We start from the raw sequence: 15,525 nt of genomic DNA, 5'->3' as shown, positions 1-15,525 counted from the left end.
CGCGCAGCGCCGCGCTGACGAGCGGAGGCGACAGCCGGAGCGTGCGGATAGCGCTGGCTTCGCCAGCGCTATCCGATGGCTATATCCTCTTGCGGGTAGGTGTACTTCGGGGGGCGCTGGCGTGCGGTCATGGCGATGACGAAGGTTATGGGGCCCACGCGGCCGAGGAACATGATGACGGCGACGAGCATCTTGCCGAAGCCGGAGAGGTCCGGGGTTACGTTCAGGGAGAGGCCCGTGGTGCCGAAGGCTGAGGTGATCTCGAACAGGGCGGGCAGGAGCTCGAGCCCGTCCGAGATCATGATCGTCAGCGTCCCGACGACTATGAGCACGGTGGAGAGGGCGAGGACGGCGAGCGCCTTCGCGACCAGCGTCCTCGGCAGCTCGCGCCAGAAGAGCGTGATCTTGTCCTGCCCCCGGACCTGTGAGGCGACGATGAGGAAGACGAGCGCCACGGTGGTGACCTTTACCCCGCCGCCGGTGGAAGTCGGGGCGGTCCCTATGAACATGAGCAGCGTCTGCACGAAGAGCGTGGTGTCGCGCATCTCGGCATAGTCGACGGTGGCGAACCCGGCCGTCCGGGGCGTGACGCCCTGGAAAACGGACATGGCCGCCTGCGTGCTGACGGTCTCTCCCCCCAGGGTGGCCGGGTTGGTCCACTCCATGAAGGCGACGCTCGCGACGCCAACCACGATGAGGACGCCGGAGGTGATCAAGACCAGCTTCGCGTGGACCGAGAGCCTCCTTTCGTCTGTGTAACGGTAGAGGTTCACCAGCACCGGGAACCCGAGCCCGCCGAGCGTAATGACGACGACGAGCGTCCCGACGACGAGCCAGTCCCCCGCGTAGGGCACGAGGCCTTCCCCCGGCAGTATCGTGAACCCCGCGTTGCAGAAGGCCATGATGGAGTGAAACAGCCCCTGAAAGGCGCTCTCGCCGAGGCCCATGCCGCGGCGGAAGAACGCCGCGGCTAGCACCACCGCCCCGACGATCTCAACCGCGAAGGTGATGGCGGCTATCTGGCCGAGAAGACGGAGCGTGTTACGCAGCGAGTCCACGTTGTCCATCTCCTCGCGCACCGCGAGAAGGCTCCTGAAACCGACCCGCTGGCCCACTAGCAAGGCGGCGATGGTCGTGACCGTCATGATCCCCAACCCCCCGAGCTGCACCAGGACCATCATCACGACCTGCCCGAACGTCGTGAAGGTGGTCTGTATGGTAACGGTCGAGAGCCCCGTAACGCTGCCGGCACTCACCGAAACAAAGAACGCGTTCGCCCAGGAGATCCCCGCCTGCGTCGAGACGGGCAGCTTGAGTAGCGCGGTCCCGAGCGCCATCAACGCCAGGAAACCGTAGACTATAAGACGCGGTGTGGAGAACCACCGGGACAACGCCTTCTCCCCCATCTCCTTGTCGGAACCCGGGCAGTATACCCGCGCAGGCCTCTCCGGCATCATCTCCGAAAACGGATACAATCAGGGTCGTGGAAAGGACGGTACAGGAGAGGAAGTCTTTGACGCAGCTAAAGGACAGCTACGAGCGCAAGATGGACTACCTGCGCATCTCCGTCACCGACCGCTGCAACTTCCGCTGCCAGTACTGCATGCCCGAAGACATAAAGTTCCAGGACAAGAGCCACATCCTGACCCTCGAAGAGATGCTCACCTTCGCCGAAGCCTGCCTCCTTCTCGGCGTAAACAAGGTCCGCGTAACGGGCGGCGAGCCGCTCGTCAGGCGCGGCGTCGTCAAGTTTGTCGGCTGGCTGAAAGACCTCGGCTTCGACGAGGTCACCATGACGAGCAACGGGTATCTTTTGGAAGAGAACCTGAGCGGGCTGGTCGAGGCGGGCCTCGACAGGATCAACATCTCCCTCGACACCCTCCAGCCCGAGAAGTTCCAGTTCATAACCCGCCGCAACCACTTCGAGAAGGTCTGGCGCTCCCTGATGGCAGCGCTGGAGACGCCGCTCTCACCCGTCAAGATCAACGCCGTCGCCATGCGCGGCGTCAACGACGACGAGATAGCGGAGATGGCGAAGCTGACCTTGAAGTACCCCATGCACGTCCGCTTCATAGAGCTGATGCCGCTGAACGGCGACACCGACGGCTCCCGCTTCCGCAAGCTCTTCATCTCGGGGCGCGAGATCCTGGACCGCGCGCAGGAGGAACTCGGCGACCTCAAGCCCGTCGAGAAAGATGACCCCGCGGCCCCAGCCGACGAGTACAAGTTCGACGGCGCCCCCGGCACCTTCGGCGTCATAACCCCCGTCTCTGAGCCTTTCTGCGCCAGGTGCTCCAGGCTCAGGCTCACCGCCGACGGCAAGATCCACCCCTGCCTCCTCACCGACCTCGACGTCCCCGTAAAGGACGCCATCAGGAGCGAGGACCCCATCCCCGCCATCCACAAGGTCCTCTGGGAGACAGCCCGCATCAAGCCAGCCGCGGGCCTCACCCTCCCCGAAGAGTCCCGCAACCGCACGATGAGCCAGATCGGGGGCTAGGGCCCCGCTGCCTGTTCGAGGAACCTCTCCGCGTGTTCGCATGGGAGAAAGAGCCATCATGCAGAAGCGCACACTCGGAAACGACCTGGAAGTCTCGGCCGTCGGGTTTGGCTGCATGGGCATGAGCCAGAGCTACGGCCCGAACCCGGGGGACACGCAGGAAATGATCGCCCTGATCCGGTCGGCCGTCGAGCGCGGCGTCACCTTCTTCGACACCGCCGAGGTCTACGGCCCGTTCGCGAACGAGGAGCTGGTGGGCGAAGCGTTGGCCCCCCTTCGGGACCGGGTCGTGATCGCCACCAAGTTCGGCTTCGATTTCGATCCCGACGGGCGGCAGACTGGCCTGAACAGCCGGCCCGAACACATCAAGCAGGCCGCCGAGGGTTCCCTCAGGCGGCTCGGAATCGAGACCATCGACCTCTACTACCAGCACCGCGTCGACCCGGACGTGCCGATCGAAGAGGTTGCGGGGGCGGTAAAGGACCTGATCGAGGATGGTAAGGTCAGGCACTTCGGCATGTCCGAGGCGGCGGCGCGGACGATCCGCCGCGCGCACGCGGTCCAGCCGGTCGCGGCCGTCCAGAGCGAGTATTCGCTGTGGTGGCGACGCCCCGAGGAGGAGGTCCTGCCGGCTCTAGAGGAACTCGGGATCGGCTTCGTACCCTACAGCCCGCTGGGCAAGGGGTTTCTCACGGGCAAGATCGACGAGAACGCCTCGTTCTCCGGCGACGATATCCGTAACACCATCCCCCGCTTCGCGCAGGAGGCCAGGAAGGCGAACAGGGCCCTGGTGGACCTGCTCGGCGAGATCGCGCGGCGGAAGGACGCGACGCCGGCCCAGATAGCGCTAGCCTGGTTGCTCGCCCAGAAGCCGTGGATCGTCCCGATCCCGGGCACCCGCAGGCCGGAGCGCCTGGACGAGAACATCGGGGCGTCGGCGATCGAACTAACGCCGGACGACCTCCGCGATATCGAGAGCGTCTCTTCGCAGGTCACGGTGCAAGGGGCCCGTTACCCGGAACACCTGGAGCGGATGACCGATCGCTGAGCGCCCATTAGCGGTAACTGACCGTTAGTGTGAAGTCGCTGCCGAATCATCCGATACCCCGCCAAACCGGCGACCGGACGCACGATGTTGGACCACGCGAATCCTTGCTGACTGGCTGACCGGCTAGATCAGTCCGGCTCTATGGTGGAGATGAGGCCCTCGTTGTTGAGGCTCTCCATGTAGAGCTCGGCGAGCTCTTTGTGGCACTTGGTGGCGACGGCCTTGCCGTTGGTGTGGGCTTCTAGCATTATGGAGACGGCCTGGCGGGTGGACATGCGGGGGATGACTTTTCTGAGGGTCGCGACCACGTGCTCCATCGGGGTGAAGTCGTCGTTGTGCAGGATGACCTTGTACGGCGGCTCCTGCGTGATGCGGCGCTCTATCTTTATCCCCGGCTTGGTCTCCGCGGTGGAGGCGGTGGGTACCGTCATGCTATGCAACGTCGCTCTTTCCCGCACTATCATCTCCGGTTCGCCGTCTTGATCACCCAGCCAAAATACCGCGACGGGGCCGGATTCGCAACCTTTTTTCGTCCTACCGGATGTAGGGCAACACCTTCTCGAGGACCTTCTCGGCCGTGCGTTTGTTGGCTTCGGAGATCTCGCGCGCCCGCGGCCCCGGAGGGTAGTCGTCCGGGTCATCACGCATGAGGCGGGGCAGGGTGACGGGGCTTTTCTCCCCCCACCTCGCGAGCCAGCCCTCCGGTAGCTTCTCTGGCAGCTCCTGGTGGGAGACGGCGGCCCACAGGGCTGTCCAGGCCCGCGGGACGACGCGCCAGATGTCGTAGCCCCCTCCGCCGGTCGCCACCCAGCGTCCGTTGCAGAGCTCGTGGGCGAGGTCGTGCATCCTGGCCGGGGTGTGCTCGTAGAGGCGGGTCGTGGCGGAGAGGTGGCTCAGAGGGTCGAGCTTGTGGGCGTCGCAGCCGTTCTGGGAGAGGATCAGGTCCGGACCGAAAGCACGCAGCACCTCGGGCACGACGGCCTCGAAGGCGGAGATAAAGGAATCGTCGTCCGTGTACGGCCGCAGGGGGACGTTGACGGCGTAGCCCCTGCCCTCCCCCCGGCCCTTCTCATCCACCTCTCCGGTTCCGGGAAAGAGGTACCGTCCGGCCTCGTGAAGGGAGACGGTAAGGACTGCCGGGTCTTCGTAGAACATCCACTGCACCCCGTCGCCGTGGTGGGCGTCGGTGTCGACGTAGGCGATGCGGATGCCGGGATGTTCCTCCTTGAGACGGGCGATGGCGACGCCGGCGTCGTTGTACACGCAGAAGCCGCTGGCCCTGGAGCGCATCGCGTGGTGGAGCCCGCCGGAGATGCACATGGCATGGTCGGCCCCGCCGCCCATCACGAGCCGGCAGGCCTCCAGGACGCCGCCGACGACGCGGGCGCAGGCGGCGTGCATGTCGGGAAAGAGCGGGTTGTCCCCCGTGCCGAGGCCGTAGTCGAGGAGGTCGGAGAGGAACGCGGACCCGCGTCCGGCCCGCTGGACCATCCGCACGTAGGTAAGGTTGTGGACCGTCGTGAGGTCCTCGTCCGTGGCGGGTTCCGACGGGGTGAGCGGGTGGCCTTCGAGGAGGCCAAGATCCTCGCAGAGCTCCAGGGTCAGGCGCAGGCGTAAAGGGTTGAACGGGTGGTCTCCGCCGAAGCCGTAGGATTCGAGGGTTGGGTCGTGGACTATGGCGGCCCTGCCGGTCACGGGCGGGGCGGCCAGAGCACCCGGTAGCCGGCCCTCTCCAGGACGTCGGTCGCTTCCGCGGGGTTTATCGTGTCGACGCGGAAGACGGCGACGCGGGAAGGGGGCGAGCCGGCCTGTTGGGGCCCGGTGACGACGCTCACTATGTTTATGCCGAGCTCCCCGATCAGGCCGGCCACGCCCGCGAGCGTGCCGGGACGGTCGGGCACGACCACCTCCATCCGGCTCCCCGGCTCGTGCGCCCCCACCAGGTAGACGAGGGCCTCCATTACGTCGGAGGAGGTGACGATGCCCACCAGCTCGTCCTCTTCGAGGACGGGGAGGCAGTTGATCCCCTTCTCCCTCATCGTGTTCGCCGCCTCGTCTATGGGGTCGTCGGGCCTGGCCGTGATCACGTCGCGCGCCATGACGTCCCGTACCAGGATCTCCGCGAGCGCCGCGGCCCGTGCCGGGTCCCCGAAAGCCGGCGTCGCAGAGCGCAGATCCCTGTCCGACACGACGCCTACCAAACGACCGTCCTCCAACACCGGCAGGTGGCGGATATGCCTCTCCCGGCACAGGCCGAGCGCCTCCCCCGCCGTCTCCCCGGGTGAGAGCGTTACCACCTCACGGGCCATAGAATCCTTGACTTGAAGCATCCAACCCCCTTTGCTTAGGCCCCAGTCTACCCGAGGCCGCACCCCCACGCCCCGGGGAGAGCCCCCTCAAACCGTTACACGAACGCATCCGCGGCGACACGCCCTCGTAACACCCGCCGGCCTACAATGCGGTCGTGGGGTTCTGCGGCGTCCGCGAGGAGGATCGTCCATGAGCGTGAGATCTTTTCTGGTTGTGGCCGTTGCGGCCCTGGTCCTGATAACTGCCGGCGCCACGGCACTGGCCCAGGACACGAAGAAGGGGTCGCCCCCGGACATATCCCGCCCGCCCGTGGTCAAGCCGGATCCCACGAAGAACGAATGCCCGAACGCGGAACCCGACAAGCTGCCCCCGAGGGCGATTGCCGGCGCGACGAGGGCAGCCCTCACCTCGGTGCCTGAGATCTACGGCGTGCCCCGCTCCGAGGACCGCTACGCCGAGGCGGCCTTCAGAGGCCTGCAGGCGCCGCTGAAAAAGTTCCACAAGACCGCCTGCCCCAATCGCCCCAAGTACGGCAAGCTCCTGCAAAAGCGCAGCGTGCAGGTCGACATGGTCTTCCCGAAGTACGAGTCGAGCGCCAGCCTCTCCGAGCACCGGGTGCTCGTGGCCCGTTTCGACGGCGAGTACCGCGTGTGGGGCGTATACCGGTAGAGCAGTCAGCCATCAGCTTTCGGCCATCAGCAGGAGCACCGGGCTGAAATACCGACTTTCGCTGGTATAAAGGCGGCATGGCGGAGAGACTGAACGAACTGCTGGCGGACAAAGCGACCCTCCTCGTAACCGAGAACTTCACGGGTATCGGCGCGGAGTGGTGGTGGGAGCGGCGCATGGGCGGCGGCATCGAGATCTGCCAGGAACTCGACCCGAAGACCATGAGCAAGGAGGTCTCGGGGAAGACGGGCCGGGATACCCCCGAAGTGCGACGGGCGATCGCGGACGGATTAGGACTGGAGGACGACGAGCCGGTCGTTCTGACGTTCGAGATCTCGGGCGAAGTCACCGTCGCCGACGCGGCCCGGATGCTCCAGGAAAGGTCTGCGACGCCGGAGGGCCTCGCCACCGCGCTTTACGCGGAGGTCGAGGAGACGCTCAAGAGCGGGTAGTCTTCCGGCGCGCAACGTACTCCAGACCCGCCGTCATGGATTCGTGTTCAGGTGCGCACGTTCGCCCCGGCGCCCTCCAAACCTGCCACCCAGGTATCCGGCGAGGAGCGCGAACGGGGTGACGGCGCAGAAAGCAGTCCCCCACAGGAAGAGCATCTGGAGGTTCTCAGACCTGGTGTACACCTCGCCAGGGTTGCTGATGGGGTCCATCAGCGAGGGCAACGCGGTCGCAAGCAGCCACGCAAACCCGAGTGCTACGACCACCGCAGCGCTTGTCAGACCGTTAATCGCGGGTCGCGAACGGGCTACAACGCCAGCCGATACGCCCCCCAAGAGAAAAGAGACGGGCAATGCCCCCAGCATCAGAGAGGTACTCAAGACCATATAGGCGTTCCACGCGTCCCCGGTAAAGCTTACGGCCCCTCCGGCCCGCTCGACGGCAAACAGATCGTACATAAAGAGGTTGATCGGTGGAAGCACGATAGTTTCGAGAAGCAGAGCCAACAACGTAGTGACCGCGACACCAACAGCGACACTCACAAGCCCCACGTTCCTCAGCACCAGTTCGCCTCCCCGATGCCCGCAAGACCTCGCAAACGGTACACCTCAGACTGCCTGCCATCTTACTCGCGTGAGGCAACGCAGCGGTAACATGAAAATTGAAGCTCGTTAAGATGCGAACGATCGGCCGTTGCCGCGTGTAGTTCCTCAGTACCTCCCCACGGACTCGTCCACGTCGGCGTAGGCGTCGAGGCCGCCTTCGAGGTTTGAGACGTAGTGGAAGCCGGCCCGGTTCAGGGCGCGGGTGACGTGGGCGCTGCGGGCGCCGTGGTGGCAGATCACGACGGTCTCGGCGCCGGGGTCGAGCTCGCGAAAGCGCTCCTCTATCTCGGAGAGCGGGACGAGGGTCGCGCCTTCGATCCTCGCGAGGTCGTACTCCCACCGCTCGCGGACGTCGAGCAGCACGGGGTAGTCACCGGCGTCGAGGCGCTCCTTGAGCTCGCGCGGGCTTATGTTCTCGTAGTCGGCCTCCCGCACGGCCTAGAACTCGTAGTCCGCGACGATGCGGCCCGTCGTGGTCGCACCGAGCTTCTCTACGACTGCGAGGTGCGCGGGGTGTCCCATGTACTCCTGCAATCCCGCCGCGTCCTCGAACCGCGCGAAGAGCGCGTGGGTGTATTCCCCGGAACGGCCGCTAAAGTCCTCCCCGACCGACAGGTCGACCACGCCGGGAACCTCGTTCTTCAGCCCCCGGATGGACGAGATCAGGTCCTCGACCTCCCCGGCCGAAGCCCCTTCCTTGACGGCAAAAAACACCAGATGATCTACCATAGCGCCCTCCCTCTCGAAAACGTCAGATATAGAGTCTAGCAACGCATCCTCGGAGGATCAGCGTAAGCCCGAAGCGAACCTGAAGCCCAAAGCGGGTAGCGGGGGCATAAAGCCCCCGCTACCCGCGCCATCAGCGATCAGCCCGCTGCGGCTTCGCCTCCGCTTTCAGCCATCAGCTTTCAGCAAGGGCAAAAAGCTGAAAGCTGACAGCTCTTTGCAAAGATGCTCTAGAAGATCCTGCGTTCGGACTCGTCTATCTCGTAGTCGTTGATCGAGGCGTCGCGGCGGCGCATGTAGCCGTTGTCGTCGAACTCCCAGTGCTCGTTGCCGTGCGAGCGCCACCACTGGCCGCTTTGGTCCCTCGACTCGTACTCGAAGCGCACGGAGATGCGGTTCCCCTGGTAGCACCACAGTTCCTTTATCAGGCGGTAGTCGAGCTCGCGCTCCCACTTGCGGGTCAGGAACTCGACTATCGCCTCCCTGCCCTCGAAGAACTCGTCGCGGTTGCGCCACTTCGAGTCCTCCGTGTAGGCGAGGGCGACCTTCTCGGGGTCGCGGGTGTTCCAGGCGTCCTGGGCCTTCTTTACCTTCTCCCTGGCGCCTGCCTCGTCGAAAGGCGGCACCGGCGGTCTCGGCTGCTCCATGTCCTTCTCCTTCTCTTGGACCCCACAAATCTTTCCACAAACCGCCCGGCGTTACTCGGGCGGCTCCTTTGCCCCGCGCGGCGTGCGGTTCACGAGGTAGATGCCCGAGACGACGAGGGCCGCGCCGACGAGGAGCGGGGGCCCGAGTGTCTCGTCGAGAAAGACGGCCCCTATGGCGACCGCCGCGAGCGGCACGACGAAGATGTAGGAGGCCACCCGGCTCGCCTCACCCGCCCGCACGAGCCCGAAGAAGAGGAGCCACGCGAGCCCCGTGCCGACGAACGCCGAGTACAGGACGCTCGAGAACAGGGGAACGGTCCAGGAGATCTCCGCCGGGCTCTCCAGAAGGAGCCCGAGCGCCGTAAGGACGGCCCCGCCCGCGAGAAACGGGACCGCGACGGCCCAGAGCGTCGAGATCCTCGCCTCGTACTTCTTGAAACCGACGGTGCCTAGCGCCCAGAAGAGCGCCGAGGCAACACCGCAGGCAACGCCAACCGGCGTGATCTCCTCCGCGGCCCCGAGCAGCCCAGACGAGCTCACCGCCACGATGCCCGCGAACCCGAGCAGGAGGCCCAGAACCTTCATCGGCGTGAGGGACTCGCCCAGAACAGCCCACGCGAAGACGCCGACGAGGATGGGCTGGAGGTAGATCAGGACGGCCGCCGTCCCCGAGGGCAGGTACATAATGGCGAACGTCTGGGCGCCGATGAACAACACGACGTTAAAGGCCCCCAGAAACGCGAAGATCCGCCAGTCCCGCCGAAAGTCGAGGCTCCCGCCCCAGGCGAGCGCCACCGCCGTCATGATGATCCCGGAGAGCAAGGTCCGACCACCGGCGAAAAGCACCGGCGGGGCGTACCCCAGACCAACCTTGACCACCGAGAACGACGACGCCCAGGCGAGCACGAGCACGGCGAACGCCAGAGCGCCAAAACGCCTCCGGCCAAAGAGCCTCAAGCCTGATGCCTGAAACCTACAACCTCTTCCCTACGCGTAGAAATCGCGGACCCAGCGGTGGTTCTTGAGCAGCCGCACCTGGTCTTCTGGGAGTCCCCGCCCGTCGCCGACGCGCATGTTGCGTTCGACGTTCCGGACCGAGCGCATGCCCGGGATCACGGTCGAGACGGCCGGGTGGCTGAGGATGTAGCGGAGCGCTATCTCGGCGATCTCATCCTCGCTCGCCCCGAGCTCGGAGACGATGGCCCGCACCCGCTCCTGCACCTCGCGCTTGCGGTCGTCGCGGAAGTAGTGGTTGCGGAAATCGCCCTCGTCGAACTCGGTCTCCGGCGTGATGTTGCCGGTGAGCGCCCCCTCGTCGAAGGGCACCCGCACGATCACGCCGACGCCGTGCTCCTGGCAGGCCGGGAACAACTCGTCCTCCGGGCTCTGCTCGAAGACGTTGTGGATCACCTGCACCGTGTCCACGATACCGGACTCGATTAGCTTTAACGCGTTGGCGGGCTGGTGGTCGTTTATGGAGACGCCGAAGGACCGGATCTTGCCCTCCCGCTTGAGGTCCTCGACGGCCTCCTGCCAGTCCCCCTCGCCGAGCCACTCGTCCTGCCAGACGTGGAACTGCTGCACGTCGAGCGCCTCGACCCCGAGGTTCTTCAGGCTCTCCTCCGTGCACCCCCTGACGTAATCGCCGGGAAAGACCTCGTCGGGATGCAGCCCCGCCGGCGCGGGCCACCGCAGGTTCTTCGGCGGGACCTTGGTGGCGACGTAAATATCCTCGTCCCGCTCCGCGACCACCTTGCCGACGAGCCGCTCGCTGTGCCCCTCACCGTAGGCCAGCGCCGTGTCTATAAAGTTCAGGCCAAGGTCCACGGCCCGGTTCAGGGCCTTCAGCGACTCCTCGTCTTTGGCGCCGAGCCAGGCGTCGCCCGCGATCCCCCACGCCCCGTAGCCGACCTCCGACACCTCGATACCCGTCCGGCCAAGCTTCCTGTAGTTCACGCATTCCTCCGTCTATACCGCCTCGCAGATGAATCGTGTTCTTACCACGGCGGCTTTGCCACGAAACAGCTGGTCAGCCGGTCAGCCCGCTCCGGCCTTCGGCCTCCGCTCTCAGCCAGTCAGCGAGAAAGCTGAAGCGCTGACAAGCTGAAGTGCTGACAAGCTATACTGCTCGGATGGACGGGAGGGTATAGCGGTGCGGGTGCTGGACGCGCGTCAGGAGGCGCTGGTCGGGCGGGAGCGGGCCCTGCTCGGGACCCTTGTGGACTTTCTTGTCGGATTCGGGGCGCCGGGCGAGGATGTGGAGATCGTGCGCAGGTCGCTCTCCGACCTCGAGGAGCTCTTCCTGCTGGTCATCGTCGGGGAGTTCAACGCTGGCAAGAGCGCCTTCGTGAACGCCCTGCTCGGGGCGGAGGTCTCGCGGGAGGGCGTAACGCCGACTACCGACAGGATCACGCTCCTCAGGCACGCGGACGAGCCGATGGAGCGGGAGCGCAGGGACGGGGTGCTGGAGCGGGGCCACCCGAACGAGTTCTTGCGCGAGGTCGCCATCGTGGACACGCCTGGCACCAACGCGATCATCCGCCACCACGAGGAGCTCTCCCGCGGCTTCGTCCCCCGCAGCGACCTGGTCATCTTCGTGACCTCGGCCGACAGGCCGCTGACGGAGAGCGAGCGCGGCTACCTGGAGCTCGTGCGGGACTGGGGCAAGAAGGTCCTCATGGTCGTCAACAAGGCCGACCTTCTCGGCGACGACGACAAGGTAGGGCAGGTCCGCTCTTTCGTGGAGGACGGCCTCCGCTCGGCGCTCGGCCTCTCGCCCCCGATCTTCTTCGTCTCCTCCCTCCTCGCCCGCAAGGCGAAGGCGGCGACGAGCGCGATGGAGAGCAGGGCGCTCCTGCAGGCGAGCGGCTTCGGGGACCTCGAAGCCTACGTCCACGACCTTCTGGACGAGGAGGGAAGGGTGCGCCTGAAGCTCCAGAGCCCGCTGGGGCCCGTCGAGGAGCTTGCCCGGCGATACCGGGGCGCGGTCGAGGAGCGGCTGAACCTGCTCGAAGAGGACTTCAGAACCTCCGAGAACGTCGAGTCGCAATTGGCGCTCTACGTCGAGGACACGAAGCGGGACTTCGAGGCTCGTCTGTCCGAGATAGAGAACATAGTCCTCAAGATGGGCGAGCGCGGGGATTTGTGGCTGGAGGAGAACATCCGGCTCATGAACGTGCGGGAGCTGTTTCGGGAGGAGAAGGTCAAGCGGCGCTTCGAGCGGGAGGTCGTGGCCGACACGGAGAAGCTCATCGACGAGCGGGTGGACGAGCTCGTGGACTGGCTGGTCGGGCGCAACCACAAGCAGTGGCGGACCGTGGTCGATTACCTGGAGCGCAGGCGGCGGGCCGAGTACGACGGGGAGATGATAGGTGAGGTCCGCGACGATTTCGAGCACGACCGGGGCAAGATCCTGCGCTCCGTCGGCAAGACGGCCCAGGACGTCGTCGGCGGCTACGACCGCGAGCGCGAGTCCGAGCTCCTCGCCAATTCCATCCAGAACGCCGTGGCCCGTACGGCCGCCATAGAAGCGGGCGCGTTGGGCATCGGCGCCGTCGTGGTCGCCCTCGCCACCACCCGCTTTCTGGACGCCACCGGGGTCATAGCGGCGGCGATCATCGCCGGCTACGGGCTCTTCGTGCTTCCGAACCGGAGGCGCAAGGCCCGCCAGGACTTCCGGGAGAAGACCGACGCCCTGCGCCGGCGGCTCGGGGAGGTGGTCAGGCGCCAGTTCGAGACCGAGTTGGGCCGTTCCGTGGAGAAGATGCGGGAGGCCATTGCCCCGTACACCCGCTTCGTCAGAACCGAGCACGCCCGCATGAGCCGCGCCCGCGAGGACCTCACTAAAATAGACGCCGAAGTCGACGCCATCAAGGACGAGATCTCCGCCCCGGGCCCCCGCTCCGGGACAGATTCCTAGAAGTTCAAAAAGCCCCCGAAAAAGGCGTGATGGTCCCCATCATAGCTGCTATCATTCGCCTTCCTTAGAGATTAAGGGGGGAGCAAAACGCGCAACATGTTGCGGTCTCGGCCGCCGGGCGACGCAACGCCTGGTGCCGGACCAGAGATAACGCACGTCGTCAAGATCGTCGGCCCGTCCGACCCCAAAGCCCGCGGTATAAGGCTGCCTTTCATGCCGGGTCTCGACGGGTTGAGGGCGCTTGCGGTCGTGGCAGTGCTGCTCTACCACGCGGGGCTCGAGTGGCTGCCCGGCGGGTTCCTCGGCGTCGAGATCTTCTTCGTAATAAGCGGGTACCTGATCACGGCCCTCCTCGTCACCGAGTGGCGCCAGCGGGGCCGCATAGACTTGAAGACGTTCTGGATCAGACGAGCTAGGAGGCTGTTGCCGGCGCTCTACCTGGTGGTCGTCGCGACGCTCGCCTACGCCGTGATCTTCCTTCCCGGGGAGGTTGCGGGCCTCAGGGGCGACGCGCTCTCGGCCTTCGGCTACTTCACCAACTGGTATTTGATCTTCGGCAACGAATCGTACTTCGAAGCCATGGGCCGCCCCTCGCTCCTGCGCCACCTCTGGTCGCTCGCCGTCGAGGAGCAGTTCTACCTGCTCTGGCCCCCCGTGGTCGCCCTGGGCGTGAGCCTCGGCGCCCGCCGCTGGCGCCTGCGCCGCCTGGCGTTCGTTTCCCTCGTGATCGCCGGCCTCTCCGCGCTCTTGATGGCCTTCCTGTACGTCCCAGAGGTGGACCCGTCCCGCATCTATTACGGCACGGACACCCGTGCCGCCGGCCTCCTCATCGGCGCCGCGCTCGCCTTTGCCTGGCGCCCCGGGGAGCGGGCCTACAGGGAGGGCTGCGCCCGTCTCGCGAGGCTCCGGGGGTCAGGGGCCAGGGGACGTCTCCGGCGCAAATGGGGCTGGACCCTGCCGGCCCTGCTCGACCTCGTCGGCCTCGCGGCCCTCGGCGGGCTCGTGCTTTTCTGCCTGCGCCTCGACGAGTTCCAGCCGGCGCTCTACAAGGGCGGTTTCCTGGCGGTCTCCCTGACAACGGCGGCCCTTATAGCGGCGCTCGCCCACCCGCACTCGCACGTGGGACGGTTGTTGCTCGGGTGGCGCCCCCTGCGCTGGATCGGGGAGCGCTCATACGGCATCTACCTCTGGCACTGGCCCGTCTTCATGGTCACCCGCCCCGGTCTCGACGTACCCCTGGAAGGTCCGAAGCTGCTCGCCCTGCGCCTGGCCGTCACCGTTCTGCTGGCCCACCTCTCCTTCCGCTACGTCGAAGAGCCCATCCGGTCAGGCGCCCTCGGCCGCGCCTGGAAGCGGCTCCGGCAGGCGAGGGGCCCTCGCCGCCGCGCGCTCGGGTTCCGCTGGGCCGCCGCGGTCACGCCGGTCATCGCGCTCTGCGTCGTGCTCGGCGTCGCCGTCGCGCAGGCCAAGGCACCGGCGCCGCCGGCCTACCTCGCCGCGCAGGAGATCCACACGGTCGAAGAGACCACAGATCAGCCATCCCAAAAAGACACCAACGAGAACGGGAACAAAGAGGAGGAAGAGGTCGCCTCCGAACCCCTCTCCAAGAAGGACGAAAAGCCTTCGCCGGACAAAGCAAAGAGCGACAAAGACAAAGCGGCGGCCGATAAAGATCGGGCAAAAGGTGACGCCAACAAGACAAAAGCGTCCGACAAAAACGCTTCCAAGAAAGACCCGAAGAAGCAAAACGCCGCGGCGCCCGCTTCGACCGGGCCCGTCAGCGCCATCGGGGACTCCGTGATGCTCGGCTCCGCCGCCACCTTGCAGAAAGAAGTCGCAGAGCTCTCGGTCATCGACGCCCAGGTCGGGATGCAGGTCTCTTATGCCACCGACATACTTCGTTCGCGGCGGTCGGCGGGGCAGCTCGGGGAGACCGTGATCGTCCACCTCGGCAACAACGGCACCTTCACGGCCGGCCAGTTCGACGAGATGATGAACGTCCTCTCCGACGTGGACCGCGTGATCTTCGTCAACGTGCGGGTGCCGCGGGCCTGGGAGGCTCCGAACAACGCCGTGATCTACGAGGGCGTCCAGGAGTACCCGAAGGCGGAACTCGTCGACTGGTACTCGGCCAGCGCGGGCCAGCCCAACCTCTTCGTCACGGACGGCGTCCACCTCCAGCCCCCGGGCCAGCGCCTCTACGCAGACATGATCTCGGCCCAAATAGAGGAAGGCTGACGCGGGGTCCGGTTGTATCCCAACCCCGCAGTGAACCGAACGCCAGCCGATACCCCGGCCCGGTGGTAGACCGATCCCGAAACGACCCACCCAAAGAGGAGAAAAAGATGGCCGACCGCCAGACGAAAGAGCGTAAGCTCGTTGCGCTGATGATCAACGACCTCGAAGCCAGCATGGGCCTCGAAGACCTCTCACGCGCCGAGAAGGAGGTCCAGGCGCTCCCAGAGGACGAGCTGGACAGGATCCTCGCGTCCAGGCTGGACCTCCCCCACCCAACCGACGAGGAGGCCCTCGACTCGGCGCTCCTGCACGTCCGGGAACCCGAGACCCCCTCAGGCTCCCCCGGAGACCTCACGGGCGCCCCCGACATGTCCCACAACCCCGGCCCCGGAGAGAACACGGACAATTAGGAA

At 65.9% G+C, this 15,525-nt stretch carries 17 protein-coding genes; 7 read left to right on the top strand and 10 right to left on the bottom strand.

The genetic code is table 11. From position 1 onward, the window contains the following. Window positions 1-68: 68 nt before the first annotated feature. A complete protein-coding gene (locus GBA63_RS07745) occupies window positions 69-1,391 on the bottom strand; it encodes a TrkH family potassium uptake protein (RefSeq protein ID WP_166174958.1) in 1,323 nt (440 codons plus the stop codon). A 122-nt stretch (window positions 1,392-1,513) separates the two neighbouring features. On the opposite strand from GBA63_RS07745, the gene moaA reads away from it, so the two are divergent. Together moaA and GBA63_RS07735 are read left to right on the top strand one after the other, a co-directional pair. Beyond that, entirely contained in the window at window positions 1,514-2,500 is a 987-nt protein-coding gene (moaA, locus tag GBA63_RS07740; protein ID WP_166174956.1) for a GTP 3',8-cyclase MoaA, read from the top strand. 58 nt (window positions 2,501-2,558) lie between these two features. After that, window positions 2,559-3,548: an aldo/keto reductase gene (locus GBA63_RS07735; protein WP_166174954.1), complete on the top strand. Its 990-nt coding sequence runs from the start codon at window positions 2,559-2,561 to the stop codon at window positions 3,546-3,548. A gap of 128 nt (window positions 3,549-3,676) precedes the next feature. Here the strand turns inward: GBA63_RS07735 and clpS are convergent, their stop codons facing one another. The 3 genes from clpS to GBA63_RS07720 all read right to left on the bottom strand — a co-directional run bounded on the left by clpS (window position 3,677) and on the right by GBA63_RS07720 (window position 5,878). Next, entirely contained in the window at window positions 3,677-3,979 is a 303-nt protein-coding gene (gene clpS / locus GBA63_RS07730; protein ID WP_166174952.1) for an ATP-dependent Clp protease adapter ClpS, read from the bottom strand. Window positions 3,980-4,082: 103 nt separating this feature from the next. Beyond that, complete coding sequence (locus tag GBA63_RS07725; protein WP_166174950.1) at window positions 4,083-5,243, bottom strand: acetoin utilization protein AcuC; 1,161 nt, start codon at window positions 5,241-5,243, stop codon at window positions 4,083-4,085. Next, window positions 5,240-5,878: an acetoin utilization AcuB family protein gene (locus GBA63_RS07720; RefSeq protein WP_166174948.1), complete on the bottom strand. Its 639-nt coding sequence runs from the start codon at window positions 5,876-5,878 to the stop codon at window positions 5,240-5,242. The genes GBA63_RS07725 and GBA63_RS07720 overlap by 4 nt, the downstream gene beginning before the upstream one ends. 169 nt (window positions 5,879-6,047) lie before the next feature. On the opposite strand from GBA63_RS07720, the gene GBA63_RS07715 reads away from it, so the two are divergent. Beyond that, on the top strand, window positions 6,048-6,527 hold the full coding sequence (locus GBA63_RS07715; protein ID WP_166174946.1) for a hypothetical protein: 480 nt from the start codon (window positions 6,048-6,050) through the stop codon (window positions 6,525-6,527). Between the two features lie 77 nt (window positions 6,528-6,604). Then, window positions 6,605-6,979, top strand: a complete 375-nt coding sequence (locus GBA63_RS07710; RefSeq protein WP_166174944.1) for a hypothetical protein — start codon at window positions 6,605-6,607, stop codon at window positions 6,977-6,979. 33 nt (window positions 6,980-7,012) lie between these two features. Here GBA63_RS07710 and GBA63_RS07705 read toward each other — a convergent pair whose 3' ends face one another. The 6 genes from GBA63_RS07705 to GBA63_RS07680 all read right to left on the bottom strand — a co-directional run bounded on the left by GBA63_RS07705 (window position 7,013) and on the right by GBA63_RS07680 (window position 10,911). After that, a complete protein-coding gene (locus tag GBA63_RS07705) occupies window positions 7,013-7,540 on the bottom strand; it encodes a hypothetical protein (protein ID WP_166174942.1) in 528 nt (175 codons plus the stop codon). A gap of 147 nt (window positions 7,541-7,687) precedes the next feature. Next, window positions 7,688-8,017, bottom strand: coding sequence for a rhodanese-like domain-containing protein (locus GBA63_RS07700; RefSeq protein ID WP_207957131.1), 330 nt, complete (start codon window positions 8,015-8,017; stop codon window positions 7,688-7,690). 3 nt (window positions 8,018-8,020) lie between these two features. Continuing rightward, a complete protein-coding gene (locus tag GBA63_RS07695; protein WP_166174940.1) occupies window positions 8,021-8,311 on the bottom strand; it encodes a Dabb family protein in 291 nt (96 codons plus the stop codon). A gap of 227 nt (window positions 8,312-8,538) precedes the next feature. Further along, window positions 8,539-8,955 (bottom strand): nuclear transport factor 2 family protein, encoded by a 417-nt coding sequence (locus tag GBA63_RS07690; protein ID WP_166174939.1) that lies wholly within the window; start codon window positions 8,953-8,955, stop codon window positions 8,539-8,541. A 51-nt stretch (window positions 8,956-9,006) separates the two neighbouring features. After that, window positions 9,007-9,912, bottom strand: a complete 906-nt coding sequence (locus GBA63_RS07685; protein WP_166174938.1) for a DMT family transporter — start codon at window positions 9,910-9,912, stop codon at window positions 9,007-9,009. Between the two features lie 30 nt (window positions 9,913-9,942). Further along, window positions 9,943-10,911: an aldo/keto reductase gene (locus tag GBA63_RS07680; protein ID WP_166174937.1), complete on the bottom strand. Its 969-nt coding sequence runs from the start codon at window positions 10,909-10,911 to the stop codon at window positions 9,943-9,945. A gap of 196 nt (window positions 10,912-11,107) precedes the next feature. On the opposite strand from GBA63_RS07680, the gene GBA63_RS07675 reads away from it, so the two are divergent. The 3 genes from GBA63_RS07675 to GBA63_RS07665 all read left to right on the top strand — a co-directional run bounded on the left by GBA63_RS07675 (window position 11,108) and on the right by GBA63_RS07665 (window position 15,522). Continuing rightward, window positions 11,108-12,874 (top strand): dynamin family protein, encoded by a 1,767-nt coding sequence (locus GBA63_RS07675; RefSeq protein WP_166174936.1) that lies wholly within the window; start codon window positions 11,108-11,110, stop codon window positions 12,872-12,874. Window positions 12,875-12,970: 96 nt separating this feature from the next. Further along, the gene (locus tag GBA63_RS07670; protein ID WP_166174935.1) at window positions 12,971-15,112 is read left to right on the top strand and encodes an acyltransferase family protein; all 2,142 of its coding nucleotides are present in this window, start codon (window positions 12,971-12,973) and stop codon (window positions 15,110-15,112) included. A 107-nt stretch (window positions 15,113-15,219) separates the two neighbouring features. Further along, on the top strand, window positions 15,220-15,522 hold the full coding sequence (locus GBA63_RS07665; RefSeq protein ID WP_166174934.1) for a hypothetical protein: 303 nt from the start codon (window positions 15,220-15,222) through the stop codon (window positions 15,520-15,522). The last annotated feature ends 3 nt before the right edge of the window (window positions 15,523-15,525 follow it).

It is taken from the genome of Rubrobacter tropicus (assembly GCF_011492945.1).
In the GTDB taxonomy this organism is placed as follows: domain Bacteria; phylum Actinomycetota; class Rubrobacteria; order Rubrobacterales; family Rubrobacteraceae; genus Rubrobacter_D; species Rubrobacter_D tropicus.
The sequence above is the reverse complement of the archived record's forward strand: the minus strand, read 5'-3'. Positions and strand labels throughout refer to the sequence as shown.